Source organism: Gryllotalpicola daejeonensis (assembly GCF_039538145.1).
Lineage (GTDB): Bacteria > Actinomycetota > Actinomycetes > Actinomycetales > Microbacteriaceae > Gryllotalpicola > Gryllotalpicola daejeonensis.
Genome location: NZ_BAABBV010000002.1, coordinates 427,109 through 443,200, shown reverse-complemented (window position 1 = coordinate 443,200; position 16,092 = coordinate 427,109). Strand labels below are relative to the sequence as shown.

Annotated in this window: 14 protein-coding genes; 9 read left to right on the top strand and 5 right to left on the bottom strand. The window is 70.9% G+C overall.

Translation table 11 applies throughout. The features are described from left to right. Positions 1-77: 77 nt before the first annotated feature. Together ABD736_RS15005 and pdxA are read left to right on the top strand one after the other, a co-directional pair. Positions 78-1,238, top strand: a complete 1,161-nt coding sequence (locus tag ABD736_RS15005) for a four-carbon acid sugar kinase family protein (protein WP_344792681.1) — start codon at positions 78-80, stop codon at positions 1,236-1,238. Continuing rightward, entirely contained in the window at positions 1,239-2,270 is a 1,032-nt protein-coding gene (gene pdxA / locus ABD736_RS15000; RefSeq protein ID WP_344792680.1) for a 4-hydroxythreonine-4-phosphate dehydrogenase PdxA, read from the top strand. A gap of 57 nt (positions 2,271-2,327) precedes the next feature. Here the strand turns inward: pdxA and ABD736_RS14995 are convergent, their stop codons facing one another. Further along, positions 2,328-4,043 (bottom strand): cation:proton antiporter, encoded by a 1,716-nt coding sequence (locus tag ABD736_RS14995; protein WP_344792679.1) that lies wholly within the window; start codon positions 4,041-4,043, stop codon positions 2,328-2,330. Positions 4,044-4,148: 105 nt separating this feature from the next. Here ABD736_RS14995 and ABD736_RS14990 point away from each other — a divergent pair, with 105 nt between their 5' ends. Further along, positions 4,149-5,864, top strand: a complete 1,716-nt coding sequence (locus ABD736_RS14990) for a D-alanyl-D-alanine carboxypeptidase/D-alanyl-D-alanine-endopeptidase (protein ID WP_344792678.1) — start codon at positions 4,149-4,151, stop codon at positions 5,862-5,864. 115 nt (positions 5,865-5,979) lie between these two features. Further along, entirely contained in the window at positions 5,980-6,564 is a 585-nt protein-coding gene (locus tag ABD736_RS14985) for an isochorismatase family protein (protein WP_344792677.1), read from the top strand. A 90-nt stretch (positions 6,565-6,654) separates the two neighbouring features. Here the strand turns inward: ABD736_RS14985 and ABD736_RS14980 are convergent, their stop codons facing one another. After that, complete coding sequence (locus tag ABD736_RS14980; RefSeq protein ID WP_344792676.1) at positions 6,655-8,097, bottom strand: aldehyde dehydrogenase (NADP(+)); 1,443 nt, start codon at positions 8,095-8,097, stop codon at positions 6,655-6,657. 51 nt (positions 8,098-8,148) lie between these two features. Here ABD736_RS14980 and ABD736_RS14975 point away from each other — a divergent pair, with 51 nt between their 5' ends. The 4 genes from ABD736_RS14975 (at position 8,149) to ABD736_RS14960 (ending at position 11,277) form a co-directional block, all read left to right on the top strand. Then, positions 8,149-8,631 carry an NUDIX hydrolase gene (locus ABD736_RS14975; RefSeq protein WP_344792675.1) on the top strand — a complete coding sequence of 161 codons (483 nt, stop codon included), beginning with the start codon at positions 8,149-8,151 and terminating at the stop codon, positions 8,629-8,631. An 89-nt stretch (positions 8,632-8,720) separates the two neighbouring features. After that, on the top strand, positions 8,721-9,647 hold the full coding sequence (locus tag ABD736_RS14970; protein ID WP_344792674.1) for an ABC transporter ATP-binding protein: 927 nt from the start codon (positions 8,721-8,723) through the stop codon (positions 9,645-9,647). After that, on the top strand, positions 9,644-10,492 hold the full coding sequence (locus ABD736_RS14965) for an ABC transporter permease (protein ID WP_344792673.1): 849 nt from the start codon (positions 9,644-9,646) through the stop codon (positions 10,490-10,492). Before ABD736_RS14970 ends, ABD736_RS14965 begins: the two co-directional genes overlap by 4 nt. 44 nt (positions 10,493-10,536) lie before the next feature. Next, on the top strand, positions 10,537-11,277 hold the full coding sequence (locus ABD736_RS14960) for an ABC transporter permease (protein WP_344792956.1): 741 nt from the start codon (positions 10,537-10,539) through the stop codon (positions 11,275-11,277). Positions 11,278-11,329: 52 nt separating this feature from the next. Here the strand turns inward: ABD736_RS14960 and ABD736_RS14955 are convergent, their stop codons facing one another. Both ABD736_RS14955 and ABD736_RS14950 read right to left on the bottom strand, forming a co-directional pair. Further along, complete coding sequence (locus ABD736_RS14955) at positions 11,330-13,222, bottom strand: ABC transporter ATP-binding protein (protein WP_344792672.1); 1,893 nt, start codon at positions 13,220-13,222, stop codon at positions 11,330-11,332. 124 nt (positions 13,223-13,346) lie between these two features. Beyond that, the gene (locus tag ABD736_RS14950; protein ID WP_344792671.1) at positions 13,347-14,753 is read right to left on the bottom strand and encodes an MFS transporter; all 1,407 of its coding nucleotides are present in this window, start codon (positions 14,751-14,753) and stop codon (positions 13,347-13,349) included. Positions 14,754-14,926: 173 nt separating this feature from the next. Here ABD736_RS14950 and ABD736_RS14945 point away from each other — a divergent pair, with 173 nt between their 5' ends. Continuing rightward, a complete protein-coding gene (locus ABD736_RS14945; RefSeq protein ID WP_344792670.1) occupies positions 14,927-15,382 on the top strand; it encodes a DUF2269 family protein in 456 nt (151 codons plus the stop codon). Positions 15,383-15,551: 169 nt separating this feature from the next. Here ABD736_RS14945 and ribH read toward each other — a convergent pair whose 3' ends face one another. Further along, positions 15,552-16,031: a 6,7-dimethyl-8-ribityllumazine synthase gene (gene ribH / locus ABD736_RS14940; RefSeq protein ID WP_344792669.1), complete on the bottom strand. Its 480-nt coding sequence runs from the start codon at positions 16,029-16,031 to the stop codon at positions 15,552-15,554. Positions 16,032-16,092: the final 61 nt, after the last annotated feature.

Genomic DNA, 16,092 nt, shown 5'->3' with positions numbered 1-16,092 from the left:
CGTCTCGCTCGATATTAGAGCGCGGCGTGCGATTATCGGGCGCAGCTCGCGACCGCGAATCGAGTGAAGATAGGGGAGTGGCAGGCATCGACGGCGAGCGGCAGCGACCAGCGCTGGGCATCGTCGCCGACGACCTGACCGGCGCGGGCGACAGCGCGGTGAAGTTCGCCGAGGCGGGCTGGACGTGCGAGATCGCGCTCGCCGACGTTCCTGCGCTCGCGCCCGGCACGGCCGTCGCGCTGGTGACCGACGCACGCAGCATGAGCGACGCGGATGCCTCGGGCCGCACCCGCGCAGCCGTCGAGACCCTCGCCAACAGCGGCACCGACCTTCAGTACCTCAAGATCGACTCGACCCTGCGCGGCACGGTCTCGGCGCAGATCGGCGGCGCACTCGAGGCGCTGAGCGCTCGCGCGCCCGACGCATTCGCGCTGGTCTGCCCCGCTTACCCGGCGATGGGGCGCACCGTCGAGTGCGGTCGGCTGCTGGTTCACGGCGAGGCAGCCGTGGGGCGCCACGGCGAGGCTCCGGCGGTTCCGGGCGCGGTGTCCGTGACGCTCGGCGATGCCGCGCCGGCGCGCGAGGCCGACCGACTGCGCGCGCTGGCTCGTGAGTCCCGCGTTCTGCTTCTCGACGCCGCCAGCGACGCAGACCTCGACCGCGTGGCCGCCGTGGCCGAAGAACTCGGGCCGAGCGTGCTGCTCGTCGGGTCGGCCGGACTTGCGGCGGCGCTCGCGCGGCGGCATGCCGGGTGCTCAGTCGCGCCCGGCGCACCGACGGCACTGCAGACCCGATCGGCCGAGGGCGGTTCGATCGTCGTGGCGGTCTCGTCGACGCATCCGGTCAGCGCATCGCAAGTCGCCGCGCTGGGGTCGCACGTCGTCGTCATCACCGCGCCCGCCGAGGACGTGCTCGTCGACGGGGTGCGCTCCGAGCGCGCCGCGGCGGCGAACGTCGCCGAGGCGGTCGAGGTCGCGCTCGCGGCCGGCGGGGTCCGAGCCCTGGTGCTGGTCGGCGGCGACGGGGCGCTGGCGGTGCTCGCGCGGCTGGGCGCGCACGGGGTGCGCGTGGGCAGCGCGGTCGTCGAGGGGGTTCCCGCCGGTACGGTCAGGGGTGGGGCCCTCGACGGCCTCACGGTCGTGACGAAGTCGGGCGGCTTCGGGCACCCCGGGACCCTCAGGGACGTGATCGATCGGCTCGAGGCATCCGATCACCCGATGAAGAAGAGGACTGAGTAGATGGCGCTTCCCAGGCTGGCGGTGACGCTCGGCGACGTGGCCGGCGTCGGGCCCGAGATCACGGCGAAGGCGCTGCTGCGCCACGATGAGCTGCGCGAGGTGTGCGTTCCGGTCGTCATCGGCGACGAGCAGCACCTGCGGCGCGGGGTCGAGCTGGCCGGCGGTGACCCGGCGGCCGTGCGCGTGATCGGCTCGGTCGCCGAGGCCGAGAACCGCCCGGGCACGATCGAGCTGCTGCAGACGGGTGACCCGATCGGCGACGTCGCCCTGGGCGAGCTGAGCGCCGCGGCCGGCGACGGCGCCTACCGCTTCGTGGTCGAGGCGTGCCGGCTCGCGCGCGAGGGCGAGGTCGACGGCATCGTCACGCCCCCGCTCAACAAGGCCGCGATGCACGCGGGCGGCCACAACTGGCCGGGGCACACCGAGCTGCTCGCCCACGAATTCGGGGTGACGGATTTCTCGCTGGTGCTCTCGGCCGGCGAGCTGTTCTTCTTCCACCTGACCACGCACGTGTCGATGCGGCAGGCGATCGACGACATCACGCCGCAGCGCACCCTCGACGTGCTGCGGCTGGCCGGCGCGTTCGCGCGCGCGATCGGCAAGCCCGACGAGCAGATCGGCCTCGCCGGGCTCAACCCGCACGCCGGCGAGAACCGTCTGTTCGGCGATGAGGACGCGGACATCCTCGCGCCCGCCGTCGAGGCCGCGCGCGCGGAGGGCATCAATGCGGTCGGGCCGCTGCCGGGGGATGCCCTGATCCCCGCCGCAGTGCGTGGGCACTATCGCTTCGTCGTCGCGTGCTATCACGACCAGGGGCACGCGCCGTTCAAGGCCGTCTACGGCGACGACGGCGTGAACATCACGGTCGGGCTGCCCGTCGTGCGCGTCTCGGTCGACCACGGCACGGCCTTCGACATCGCGGGGAAGGGCATCGCGCGCGAGGCCAGCCTGGTGCTCGCGATCGAGCGGGCCGCCGCCCTGGCGCCCGGCTGGCGGCAGGTCTACGAGGCGGGTGCGGGCGCGGCGCGCTAGCCGGTCGTCGCAACAGCGGCCCACGGGTCGCTGACGAGCACGATTTCGACGGCCGGGCTAGTCGGGCTCGGTCGTCTGCGCCTCGAGGGTGTTGAGGATCGCCTCTGCCGTGTCGAGGGCGGCGCTTCCGAAGGTGCTCGTCGCGCGGGCATCCGCCAGCGCCTCGCGCTCGGCCGCGAACACCTGCCTGCGCAGCTCCTGCACCTCGGCCGACGACCTCCCGCTCGGCGACGACGGCAGGCTGCGTTCGGCCGTCGCCTGCTGGCGCGCGACCTCTGCCGCGACCCGCTCGAGGGCGGCGCGCGAGAACGGCGTGCCGTCGGGCTGCGCGAGCGCGGGGTCGGCGAGCGCCTCGCGGGCGGTGCGCGCCAGCTCGGAGAACAGAGCTCGGATGTCGGATGCCGTGGAGGTCGCCGCCTCGCGCACCCCGAGCAGCCGCGCGAATGACGGCAGAGTGAGGCCCCCGAGCAGCAGGGTCGCGACGGCGGCCGTGAAGGCGATCAGGATGAGCGCAGAGCGATAGGGCGTGCCCTGGGGCAGCGACTGCACGGCGGCGACCGTGACTACCCCGCGCATGCCGGACCAGCCGATGATGGCGCTCGATCGCACCCCGAGCCGTTCACGGGCGTGGAACGCACGGTCGGACTCGTAGCGCCGCTCGAGGTGCTGACGCCAGTCGACGTCGCGGTCGCGGCGGCGCAGGGTGGCGAGCCTGCGGCGCACCCCGACCACGAGGCGCGGCCACAGCCCGCGCCGGCCGGCCGCGATGCGCGTGCTGCGACGGTTCAGCAGGCCGAAGAGCGGGAAGGTGAAGGCCAGCCGTACGACGACGAGCACCGCGACGGCGAGCAGCCCGATGGCGATCGTGTAGCCGGGCTGGAAGCCGTCGTGGATGTCGTCGTCGATGTACTCCCGCAGCTGGTAGCCCATGAGCAGGAAGACGCCGTTCTCGAGCAGGAACTGCACCGTGCGCCAGTTGGTCTGCTCGGCGAAGCGCAGCTGCAGCGTCTGCGAGCGCACGCTGTGGTGCCCGACGATCAGCCCCGTCGTGACCACCGCGATGACACCGGATGCGTCGATGGCCTCGGCCGGGGCATACGCGAAGAACGGGATCACGAACGAGATCGACGTGACCAGCACCGGGTCTTTGACGCGGGCGCGCACGAGCACCGAGAGCGTGCCGATCACGGCGCCGACGGCGATCGCGGCGAGCGTCGCCCAGAAGAACTGGCCGATCGCCGCGGGCAGGTCGAAGGCGACGGCGATGGATGCCACGGCGGTGCGCAGCAGCACGAGGGCGGAGGCATCGTTCACGAGGCTCTCGCCTTCGAGCACCGTGACGATGCGCGACGGCAGGCCGATGCGCTTCGCGATGGAGGTCGCCGAGACCGCGTCCGTCGGGCTCAGCACCGCGCCGAGCGCGATCGCGCTCGCGAGGTCGAGATCGGGGAAGACGACGAACAGCACCCAGCCGACCGCGATCGCCGAGATGATCACGAGCACGACGCCGAGGAACGCGATGGGGGCGAGGTTGCGGCGGAAGTCGATGACGGGGAACGCGACTGCGGCGCCGTAGAGAAGCGGCGGCAGCACGACCAGCAGGATCCACTCGGCCTCGAGGTGGATCACGGGGGCGCCGGGCAGATAGCTCAGCCCTGCGCCGATCGCGACCAGCAGCAGGGGAGCGGCGACGCCGATGCGCCGCGAGACACCCGTCGCGGCGACCAGCACCAGGACCGCGGTGGCGGCCAAGAGGATGACTTCCGTCTCCACCCGATCACCGCCACCCAGCTATGCGTTCCCTGTACGTTCCACGATACCGGGCACGTGCGCACCCCTTGCCGGGGCCTTCCAGATTGGCCTCGTTACACTCGCATGGTGACCGACCCGAGAGACCCCTTCGGCGACGAGTTCCCGCCCACCGAACCGTTCACTCCGCTGACCACGCACGAGCAGGCCATCGTCGAGCAGCCGACCGCTGCCATGACCGCGCCCGTGTCGGCCGCGGCTGCCGCCGCGGGCGGGGCCGCAGCCGCCGCGAGTGCCGCTTCCGTGCCGCCGGCCGGTCCCTCCGCACCTGCTGCCGAGCAGCCGATCATCGTCGATCAGAGCGCCGGCCCGCGGACGCCGAGTGGCGCGGCGCGCGCCTGGGCAGGCATCCTCTCGTCCGTCCGCACGCACCCGCGTGCCTGGATCGCCGCCGGCGCGACGGCGGCCGTGCTCATTGTCGGCGGCGGCTCGTTCGCCGCGGGTTCCGCCAGCGGCGCCCCGGTGCAGCCCGCCGCCCTCAAGGCTCCGGCGCAGCACAGCGCGACGCCGACGGCATCCGCCACGCCGAGCGCGACGCCGACGCCGACCGGCCGCCCCGTCGCGAACCCGGCCGCCCCCGCGGCCGCCCTCAAGACGTGCTCGGTCGCGGGCCCCGCCTCAGACGGGCGCCTCGGCACGCTCGAGGCGCAGGTCGTCGATGCGAAGACGGGCCAGGTGCTCTTCGACCGCAACGGCGGAACGCCCGCGCCGACCGCGAGCGTCATGAAGACCATTACCGCGGGTGCCGCTCTCACCGCACTGGGTGCGAACACGCAGATCGCGACCACCGTGGTGAAGGGCTCGCAGCCCGGCCAGGTCGTCATTGTGGGCGGCGGCGACCCGACGCTGAGCGCGGGTCACGGCTCGTGGTTCCAGGGCGCACCGACCCTCACCGACCTCGCGGATCAGGTCAAGAAGGCCTGGGCCGCAGATCCCGCGAACGCCGGCCAGCCGATCACCTCGGTGGTCGCCGACGCCACCCTGTTCGGCGGCCCGATGTGGCAGCCCACGTGGGACGAGAAGGAAGAGCGCGCGAGCCTCGGCTCGACCGCCTACATCGCGGCGCTGATGGCCGACGGCGACAAGGGCAACCCCAATGTGCTGCAGACGCCGCGGGGAACCGACCCGGTCGGCGACGCGGGCAAGGCCTTCGCGCAGGACCTCGGCGCGAGCTACGACGGCCAGGCGACCGCGCCGAAGGGCGCCGCGCAGCTCGGTGTCGTCAAGTCGCAGCCGATCTCGTCGCTCGTGACCGAGGCGCTCGAGAACTCCGACAACACCGTGATGGAGATGCTCGCCCGCCTCACCGCCATCAAGGAGGGCGCAGGCAACACCTTCGGCGCCATCGACGCCGGCGACACGGCCGCTCTCAAGACGATCGGCGTCGATCTGTCGGGCCTCACGATCATCGACGGCTCCGGGCTCTCGGGCGACAACCGCGTGCCGCCGTCGTTCTTCACGGGCTATCTGACCAAGATCCTGAACCGCGAGAACGGCCTCGGCGTGATCTACGACGCGCTGCCGATCTCGGGCCAGACGGGCACGCTGACCCAGGGTTACGGGCGCTTCACGGGCGCGGCCTCGGTCGCGGTCGGCAAGATCCACGCGAAGACCGGCTCGATCAACGGCGCCTACACGCTCGCCGGGGTGATCAACGCCAAGGACGGCTCGCAGCTCGTCTTCGCGATCTACGCCCTGGGCAACGTCGGCGACAGCGCCCGCGGCGCGATCGACCAGCTCGCGGCATCCATCTACAACTGCGGCGACAACCTCTCGAACAGCTGAGCCGCAGGTGGGGTCGCGGGCGGCCCCACCTGGCGCGCGCTTCTGCATCCGCCGCCGACAGCTGTGCCCATCATTGCGGGCGCAGATGTCGGTTCCGGGCGCATAACCTGAATCCATGAGCCGCGCGCTGCTGATCGTCGACGTCCAGAACGACTTCACCGAGGGCGGATCGCTCGCGGTCGCCGGCGGCGCGGCTGTCGCCCAAGGCATCACCCGGCTGCTCGACGAGCGCGGCGACGCCTACGACCTCGTGATCGCGAGCCGCGACTGGCACGACGCAGACAACGACAACGGCGGCCACATCTCGGCGCACCCCGACTTCGTCGACTCGTGGCCCCCGCACTGCATCAGCGGGACGCCCGGCGCCGACTACCACCCCGCACTGGCATCCGATCGCATCGACGTGCACATCAAGAAGGGCCAGGGCAAGCCGGCCTACTCGGCGTTCGAGGGCACCGACGACTTCGGCAAGGGCATCGCCGAGGTGCTGCAGGCGCACGGCATCACAGACGTCGACGTCGTCGGCATCGCCACCGACTACTGCGTGCGGGCGAGCGCGCTTGACGCGCTGCAGGACGGCTCGCGTGTGCGCGTGCTCACCGATTTGATCGCAGGCGTGGCGGATGCCTCGTCGGAAGCGGCTCTGTCAGAGCTCGCCGCCGCCGGCGCCGAGCTCGTGCCGAGCTCTGCAGTCGCCTAGCGCGAACGAGTACGGCGTAGTCGCGCTTTCTGGCGTCGTTTCAGCGCGAGTACTGCGTACTCGAGGGCGTAAGTCGCGCGTCGGGGCCGATCAGACCGTTGCGGGCTGGTGCACGCCGTCGACGCGGCGGGCGATGTTCCAGGGGTTCGACTCCTGCAGGGCGGGGGGAAGCGCCGCGTCGGGGACGTCCTGGTAGGCGACAGGGCGCAGGAAGCGGCCGATCGCGGCGGTGCCGACCGAGGTGGTCGACGGAGCCGTCGTCGCGGGGAACGGGCCGCCGTGCTGCTGCGCGTAGCTGACGGTGACTCCGGTGGGCCAGCCGTTCCACAGCACGCGACCGGCGTGCGCGGCGAGCGTGCTCACGAGCGCGGCCGTGTCGTCGCCGTCTTCGGCGTGGATGCCCGCGGTGAGCTGGCCGCCGATGCCCGCGGCGACCGCCTCGAGCTCGGCCTGGGACGCGTACTCGACGATGACGCTCGCGGGGCCGAACATCTCATGCTCGAGCAGCTCGGGCGAGGCGATGATGCGCGCGGCCGAGGCGCGGAACACGGTCGCCTCAGGGGCGCTGTCGGTGCCCGGCAGCGTCACCAGGTGCTCGACACCGTCGACGGAGGCGAACTCGTCGCGCGACTTCTCGAACGACTCGCGCAGAGACGGCGACAGCATCTCGTGAGGAGGAACGGGTGAGGCATCCGTCAGCCCCTTGATCAACTCGTCACGCGAGGTGGCCGGCACGACGAGATAACCGGGCTTCGTGCAGAACTGCCCCATGCCGAGCGTGAACGAGCCGACGAACCCGGAAAGGATCGCGTCGCGGCGCGCGGCCCACGCGCCCGGCGTGACGAACACGGGGTTCGTGCTGCCGAGCTCGCCATAGAAGGGGATCGGCTCGGGGCGGTCGGCCGCGAGCGCGGCGAGCGCCTTGCCGCCGCGGGTCGAGCCGGTGAATCCGATGGCGGTGACGAGAGGATGCTGCACGAGCGCCGGTCCGTCCTCATAGCCCTCGACGAGCGAGAACAGCCCGTCGGGGGCGCCGGCCGCCGCGAGCGCCTCGACGGTGATGCGGGCGGTCTCGCGCGCGAGCCGCTGATGCGCAGGGTGCGCCTTGTGCACGACGGCGCAGCCTGCGGCGAGGGCCGACGCGGTGTCGCCGCCCAGCACGCTGAACGCGAACGGGAAGTTCGAGGCGCCGAAGACGCCGACGACGCCGAGCGGCTGGCCGACGCGGCGGATGTCCGGGCGCGGCCCCATGCCCCAGTCAGGGTCGGCGTGGTCGATGGTGGCGGCGAAGGGGTCTCCGCTTGCGGCGTCCGCCCCCAGCAGCCGCAGCTGGAACGCGGTGCGCGTGAGCTCGCCGGTGAGTCGCCCGACGGGCAGGTGGCTCTCGTCGTGCGCGAGGGCGATGAGGTCCTCGGCGTGCGCCTCGATCGCGTCGGCGACGGCATCGAGCCAGGCGCGACGAGTGGCGGGGGATGCTTCGCGGGCGGCAAGGAAAGCGGAGTGGGCGCCGGAGACGGCGGCATCGACAGTCACCGTTCCACAGTAACCGCGTGAGCGCCGGTGTGGTTCGCCTAGGGTCGAGACATGGCGACTCCCGATTTCATCCTGCGTCTGCGCGAGAAGATCGGGAACGACGAGCTCTGGCTGTCCGGTGTGACCGCCGTGGTGCTGCGGGGCGAAGGCGTGGCGCGCGAGGTGCTGCTCGTGCGCCGTGCGGACAACGGCGAGTGGACGGCCGTGACGGGCATCATCGACCCGGGGGAGCCGCCGGCCGTCGCCGCCGAACGCGAGGTTCTCGAGGAGACCGCGATCGTGGCGGTCGCCGAGCGGCTCGCTCGTGTGCACGTCGAGGATCGCGTGGTGGTCTATGAGAACGGCGACCGCTCGCGGTACATCGACCTGACGTTCACGTGCCGGTATGTCTCTGGCGAGCCGTACCCCGCCGACGGCGAGAACACGGAAGCCGCGTGGTATCGGCTCGACGCGCTGCCGCCGATGCGCGACGATCACCGCGCGCGCATCGAGGTCGCCGCCTCGGATGAGCAGGCGGCGCGCTTCCAGCGCTGACGCCGCACCCTTCGCCGGTCGACTCGGCCGAGCCGAATGGAGACCGCGCCGTTCGCCCAATGTCGGTGCCCGTCGCTAGCTTGGTGACCATGCCTGCACCCGTGATCATCGCGCGCGACCTGGCCAAGCGCTTCGGCGAGGTCGAGGCCGTCGGCGGCGTCTCATTCGAGGTCGCGGCGGGCGAGAGCTTCGGGCTGCTCGGCCCGAACGGCGCCGGCAAGTCGACGACGATGCGCATGGTCGGGGCGGTTTCGCCGCGCACGGGCGGCGAGCTGTCGATCCTGGGGCTCGACCCCGACCGGAACGGGCCCGAGATCCGCTCGCAGCTCGGTGTCGTGCCCCAGACCGACAACCTCGACTTCGAGCTGCCGGTGCTCGACAACGTGATCGTCTACGGCCGCTACTTCGGCCTGCCGCGGAAGCTCATCAAGCAGCGCGCGGGTGAGCTGCTCGAGTTCGCGCAGCTGACCGAGAAGTCGAAGACGCGCATCGACGACCTCTCGGGCGGCATGAAGCGGCGCCTCACGATCGCGCGGGCGCTCATCAACGACCCGAAGATCCTGCTGCTCGACGAGCCCACGACCGGCCTCGACCCGCAGGCGCGGCACATCCTCTGGGACAGGCTGTTCCGCCTGAAAGAGCAGGGCACGACGCTCGTGCTGACGACCCACTACATGGACGAGGCCGAGCAGCTCTGCGACCGGCTGATCGTCGTCGACCACGGGCGAATCATGGCCGAGGGCACGCCGGCGTCGCTCATCCGTCAGTACTCGAGCCGCGAGGTGCTCGAGCTGCGCTTCGGGTCAGGTCGCAACGGCGAGGCTGCCCAGAAGCTCGCCGGCATCGGCGACCGGGTCGAAGAGCTGCCCGACCGCGTGCTGATCTACGCCGACGACGGCGAGGCGGCGCTCGAGGCGGTGCGCGCCCGCGGTCTCGAGGCGCTCACCTCGCTCGTGCGGCGCGCGTCGCTGGAAGACGTGTTCCTGCGGCTCACGGGGCGGAGCCTGATCGAATGAGCGCGATTTCAGCCGAGGTGGATGCCGGGGCGGCGGCCGCCCGCAGCGCGGCGGCGCGGCCGCGGCGCTTCGGGGCGCTCTTCGTGTTCGAGCACCGCTTCACGACCGCCCGCCGCACCTGGACGTCGAACGTCGTTCCCGCGCTCGGGCTGCCCGTTCTCTACCTGTTCGCGATGGGGCTCGGCCTCGGCTCTCTGATCGGGGGCGGCTCCGGCGCGCAAGACCTCGGCGGCGTCTCGTACCTGGTGTTCGTGGCGCCCGCGCTACTGACGGCGGCGGCCTTCCAGACCGCTTCTGAAGAGTTCATCTTCCCGATCCGGCTCGGCTTCAAGTGGAATCCCACGTTCTTCGGCATGAACTCGGCGCCGTTGTCGCCCGGGCAGATCATCGACGGCAACGTGCTCTACACGAGCGCGCGCATCACCGCGAACAGCCTCATCTACTACCTGCTGATGCTCGCCTTCGGTGCGGCGCCGTCGGGGTGGGGCATCCTCTCGGTCTTCGCCGCGCTGCTCACCGCGCTATCCTTCGGCGGCCCGCTGTGCGCCTACATCTGCTCGCTCGAAAAAGACGCGAGCCAGGAGACGCTCGTGCTGCGCTTCATCGTGATGCCGCTCACGCTGTTCTCCGGCACGTACTTCCCGCTCTCGCTCATGCCGATCTATCTGCAGTGGATCGGGTGGATGTCGCCGCTGTGGCACGGCACGCAGCTCGCGCGCGACGCGACGTACGGGCTCGGCGAGCCGGCGTGGCTGATCGCCGTGCATCTCGTCTATCTGCTGGCGACCTTCGTCGTCGGGTGGCAGATCGCCCGGCGCCTCTCGCGGAAGAAGCTCAACAAGTGAACCGGCTGCTGGGTGGTGTGTTCGCCGGGAACCCGGGCGCGGTCATGGCCCGCAGCTGGACGGCGACGAAGACGACCAACTGGCTCGTCGTCGTTTCGGGCTTCCTCGAGCCCGTGCTCTATCTGCTGTCGCTCGGTGTCGGGCTCGGCCGCCTCATCGGCACAGTCGACACCGGCGGCCAGCAGGTCAGCTACGCCGCCTTCATCGCGCCCGCACTGCTCGCCACCTCGGCGATGAACGGGGCCGTGATGGACTCCACGTTCAACGTGTTCTTCAAGCTGAACTTCGGGAAGCTCTACGAGGGCATGCTCGCCACCCCGCTCGGGCCGCTCGACGTGGCGCTCGGCGAGATCATGATGGCGCTGCTGCGCGGCGCCCTGTACGGTCTTGCGTTCCTCGGCGTGATGTGGGCCGTCGGCCTCAACCTGTCGTGGACGGCGCTGCTCGCGTTCCCCGCACTGCTGATCATCGCGTTCGGCTTTGCGAGCCTCGGCATGGGCATCGTGAGCTTCATGAAGACGTTCACGCAGATGGACTGGATCTTCTTCGTGCTGCTGCCGATGTTCCTGCTGTCGTCGACGTTCTTCCCGATCACGGTCTATCCCCGCGCGGTGCAGATCGTGATCCAGTGCCTGCCGCTGTGGCACGGTATCGAGCTCGTGCGCGGCCTGACCACCGGCGTCATCACGAGCGCGCTGCTGTGGCACGTGCTCTACTACGCGGGCATGATCGCGGCCGGCCTCGTGCTGACGACGACGCGTCTGAAGGCGCTGTTCCTCAAGTAACGGGGCATCTAGGACGAGAGTCCCGCGGAGGCGCTTCCCGGGCGCGCCCCCGCTAGACCAGCAACTGGTGCTTCGCCAGCTCGCGATACAGGGGCACGGATGCCACGAGCTCCGAGTGCGTTCCGACGCCGACGACCTCGCCGTGATCGAGCACGACGATCTGATCCGAGTCGACGACCGTCGACAGGCGGTGAGCGATCACAATCATCGTGCGGTGCTCGGCAACGGCGTCGATCGCCTCGCGCATGAGCTGCTCGTTGCGGCCGTCGAGTGACGACGTCGACTCGTCCAGCAGCAGGATCGGGGGAGCGGCCAGCAGCGCCCGCGCGATCGCGAGCCGCTGACGCTCGCCGCCCGAGAGCATCACGCCCTCTTCGCCGACCGGCGCGTCGAGCCCGAGCGGCGACCGGGCCAGCACCTCGCCGAGGTTCACCGCTTCGAGCACGCGGCGGCACTCGTCGTCGGTGGCGTCGGGAGCGCCGAGCGTCAGGTTGTCGCGCAGCGAGCCCGCGAGGGCGGGGGCATCCTGCTCGACGTAGCCGAGCTGCGCGCGCAGCTCGTCGCGCGGCAGGGCGGCGATGTCGACGCCGCCGAGGCGGATGGTGCCGGAGCTCGGGTCGTAGAACCGCTCGATCAGCGCGAGCGTGGTCGACTTGCCTGCGCCCGACGGCCCGACGAGCGCAGTGCGCTTGCCCCGCGGCACCTCGAAGCTGACGTCGCGCAGCACCGGGCGAGGGTCTCCATTGGGCTCCGCCGAGTCGACCAGCGCGCCAGCGTCGTCGGTCGACTCGCGTGCAGCGCGACTGGAGACTTCGGGGTCGACCGGGTAGGCGAACGTCACCGACTCGAAGGCGATGGCCGGGGCATCCGCTCGGCTGTCGGCAACTGAGGCAGACCGCGCATCGTGCGCGTCCTCACCGGGCAGCCCGATGATCTCTTCGATGCGCCCGAGCGCGCCGAGCGCCGAGTTCACCGAGGTGATCGCGCCAAACGCGTTGCCGAGCGGCATGACGAGCATGAACAGGAAGATGATGAAGGTGACGAGGGATGCCACCGAGATGGCGCCCGAGGCGACGCGGTAGCCGCCGATTCCGAGCACCACGAGGAACGACACCTGCAGGGCGATGCCGGCGACGGGTACCACGAGCGCCGAGATGCGCGCGACCTGGATGCCCATGCGCCAGGCTCCGCGAGCGTCCTCATCGACGGCCGCGATCTCGCGCTGAGTCGCGCCCGCGGCGCGGATCGTGCGCACCGACGAGATCGCCCGCTCGACGGCAGCCGTCAGGTCGCCGACCTTCTTCTGCGCCTTCCCCGAGGCGGTGCGGATGCGCCCCGACAGCAGCACGACGACGACCACCGACAGGCCGATCACGAGCACCGTGAGCCCGAGCAGCACCGGGTCGACGATCGCCATGCCGACGAGCGCGCCGATGAAGGTGAGCGCCCCGCCGATCGCATCGATGAGCCCTTGCGTGAGCACGGCGCGCAGCGCGGTCGAGTCGGCCCCGACGCGGCTGACGAGGTCGCCGGTGCGGCGGCGGTCGAACTCGGCGATGGGCAGGTTGAGCATCCGCGCGACGAGGCGGCGGCGCGACGACAGCACGACGCCCTCGCCGGTGCGCTGCAACAGGTAGTGCTGATAGCCCGAGATGATGCCCGCCAGCACGACCAGTGCGACGAGCACCCACACGAGCCAGCCGAGCGGCGTCGCGTGCTGCACGCGGGTGATCACCTGGTTCACGAGCAGAGGCTGCGCGAGCGAGGCGGCCGCCCCGAGAACCGACAGCGCGATGACCCAGGCGAGCACGCGCTTGTGCTCGGTGAGGTACGGCAGCAGCTGCCGGAACGAGGCGCGCGGCCCCTCGTCTGCACCAGGCCGGCGGCCGAAGCCCCGGCGGGCGGGTCGAGCGGAGGTTTGGGAAGGCGCGGCGGCATCACTCATGGCGTGCCGATTCTAGATTTCGACGTTGGGTAGAAGCAGACAGGCAGAGCAGACAGGGCGGAGCAGAGACACGGATGCCCCGGGCCGCGGCCCGGGGCATCCGTAGGACTCGATCGAACGCGAGCTACGCGAGCTCGTTGTGGTAGTCGACGTCCTTCGTCTCGCGGCCGATGAGCAGCGCGATCAGCGTGAGCACGCCCATCGCCGACAGGTAGAGGCCGACGAGCCAGGTGCGACCGGATGCCGCACCCCACAGCGCCACGGCGATGATCGGCGCGAGCGCCGCGCCCAGGATCGACGAGATGTTGTAGGCGACGCCCGAGCCCGTGTAGCGCACGTTCGCGGGGAACAGCTCGGGCAGCAGGGCTCCCATCGGGCCGAAGGTGATGCCCATCAGGGTGAAGCCGATGGTCAGGAAGGCCTGCACGAGCGCACCCTCGAAGCTCGCGTCGGCCCGCGGGGCGAGGAACATCTCGAAGGTGAGGCCGAACACGATGATCGCGATCGTCACGCCGATGAGCAGCTTCTTGCGCCCGATGGTGTCCGCGATGGGGCCCGAGACCAGCGTGAAGACGCCGAAGAAGATCACGCCGAGGATCTGCATGAGCACGAAGTGCACGTACGAGATGCCGAGGCCGGGGACATACGTCGACGCGTCGAACGCGGTGCCCGCGGTCTTCGCCGCTGCGGCCGCGGCGTGCGTGGGCAGGCGGGTGCCGTAGCTCAGCGTGAAGGTCGTCATCAGATAGAAGACGACGTAGGTCGCCAGCATGTAGAAGGTGCCGAGCACGACGCCCTTCCAGTTGCGCTTGAGCAGCGAGCCGAGCGGCAGCTTGACGATGACCTCGGCCTTGACCGCCTTCTGGAACGTGGTCGATTCCACGAGGCGCAGGCGCACCCACAGGCCGATGATGACCATGACGGCCGAGAAGATGAACGGCACGCGCCATCCCCAGGCGAGGAACGAGCCCGGCCAGATCGTGTTGATCACGAGGAACACGGCGTTGGCGATGATGAAGCCGATCGGAGCGCCGAGCTGGGGGAAGGTGCCCCACCAGCCGCGGCGGCCGGCCGGGGCGTTCTCGGTCGCGATGAGGGCAGCACCCGACCACTCGCCGCCGAGCGCGAAGCCCTGCGCGAGGCGCAGGATGATCAGCAGCAGCGTCGCCCACCAGCCGATCGAGGCATACGTCGGCAGGAATCCGATCAGGAACGTCGCGATGCCCATGGTGAGCAGCGACGCGACCAGCGTGCCCTTGCGGCCGATGCGGTCGCCGAAGTGGCCGAAGAACATCGCGCCGATCGGCCGTGCGACCATCGCCGCGCCGAAGGTCGCGAAGCTCGCGAGCAGCGCGGTGGTCGGGTCGCCGGTCGGGAAGAAGAGGGTCGGGAACGCGAGCACCGCCGCGGTCGCGTAGGCGTAGAAGTCGTAGAACTCGACGGAGGTGCCGATGAGGCTCGCCAGAATGACGCGCCCGCGGGGATTCGCCGCCGTCGTGTTCGAAGCCTCGAGGGTTGCAGAAACAGACATGGATCCAGTGCGATTCGTGAATAGAGAAGACGGATGCCCGTTCCGCTCAAGCCGGATGGGGTGCGCGCGGCGAGCTGGGCATCATTGCTTCGTAGAGTCGCTTGTGGCGTTGCGAAGAACAACAGTTTACGCCTTCCGCCGCGGAAACCCGGGCCGTCGCTAGGCTGGGCGGCATGGCCCACGTCTTCATCGCGCTGCACGTCATCTTCGCCGTCTTCATCATCGGGCCGATGGCTCTGCTGCCCCACACGGGGCTGCGGGCGCTGCGCGTGCACGACGCGAAGCAGGTGCGCGGCCTCGCGCGCTCGACCTCGATCTTCAGCTGGGCGTCACTGGTGGTGTTCGTGCTGGGCTTCGCCGCGCTGGGCACCGCCGACATCCCGTTCACGAAGCTGTGGGTGTGGCTGTCGGTCGTGCTCTACGCCGGTGCGTTCGTGCTCAGCGTCTTCGTGATCGTGCCGAACCTGAACCGCGGGGCCGAGGAGATCACGAGCGCCGCGGCCGCGAACCCGAGCGTGGAGGGCGAGAAGCTCGCTCGCCCGGCCGCCTATTCGGCGGTGGCGGCGACGGCGGGCGTCTCGACGATCCTGCTGGTCGTGGTCGTCATCCTGATGGCGTTCCGCCCCTGACGCACTCGCGACCGGGGCGTGCCGATCGCGGATGTGAGTCGATACGCAGGACCGAACCCGTGTCGGGGTCTGCGTATCGACCCGATTCTGCGTATCGGCACGGGCAACCGGGTGGCACGCCGTGGGCGCCCCGCGCGGGTGCGTCGGCGCAGGCATCCCTCGCGCGACGTTACGGCGTGCGCAGCGCGCGCAACGTGAGCGCCGTCGCCAGCGCGGCGTGCGCGGCCTCGGCGCCCTTGTCCTCCTTCGAGCCGGGCAGGCCTGCGCGGTCGAGGCCCTGCTGCTCGTCGTCGAGCGTCAGGACGCCGAATCCGACCGGCTTGCCCGTGTCGAGCGCGACGCGCGTGAGGCCGTCGGTCGCGGCCGACGAGACGTACTCGAAGTGCGGCGTGCCGCCGCGGATGATCACGCCGAGCGCCACGACCGCGTCGGCGCCCGCCTCGAGCGCCGCCTTCGCGACGACGGGCAGTTCGAACGAGCCGGGCACGCGCACGAGCGAGTGCGTCGCGCCCGAGGCCTCGAGCACGCGCTCGGCGCCGGCGATCAGCCCGTTCGTGATCTCGTCGTGCCAGGTGCCCGCGACGACGACGACGCGCAGGCCGCTGGCGTCGATCGGCTCGAGCTGGGTGGGGGCGCCGGATCCGGCCATGGTGTCAGTCCTTTCAGGGGCGGGTCTCGATGCGCGCGCTTCGCGGCGCTACTCGACCAGC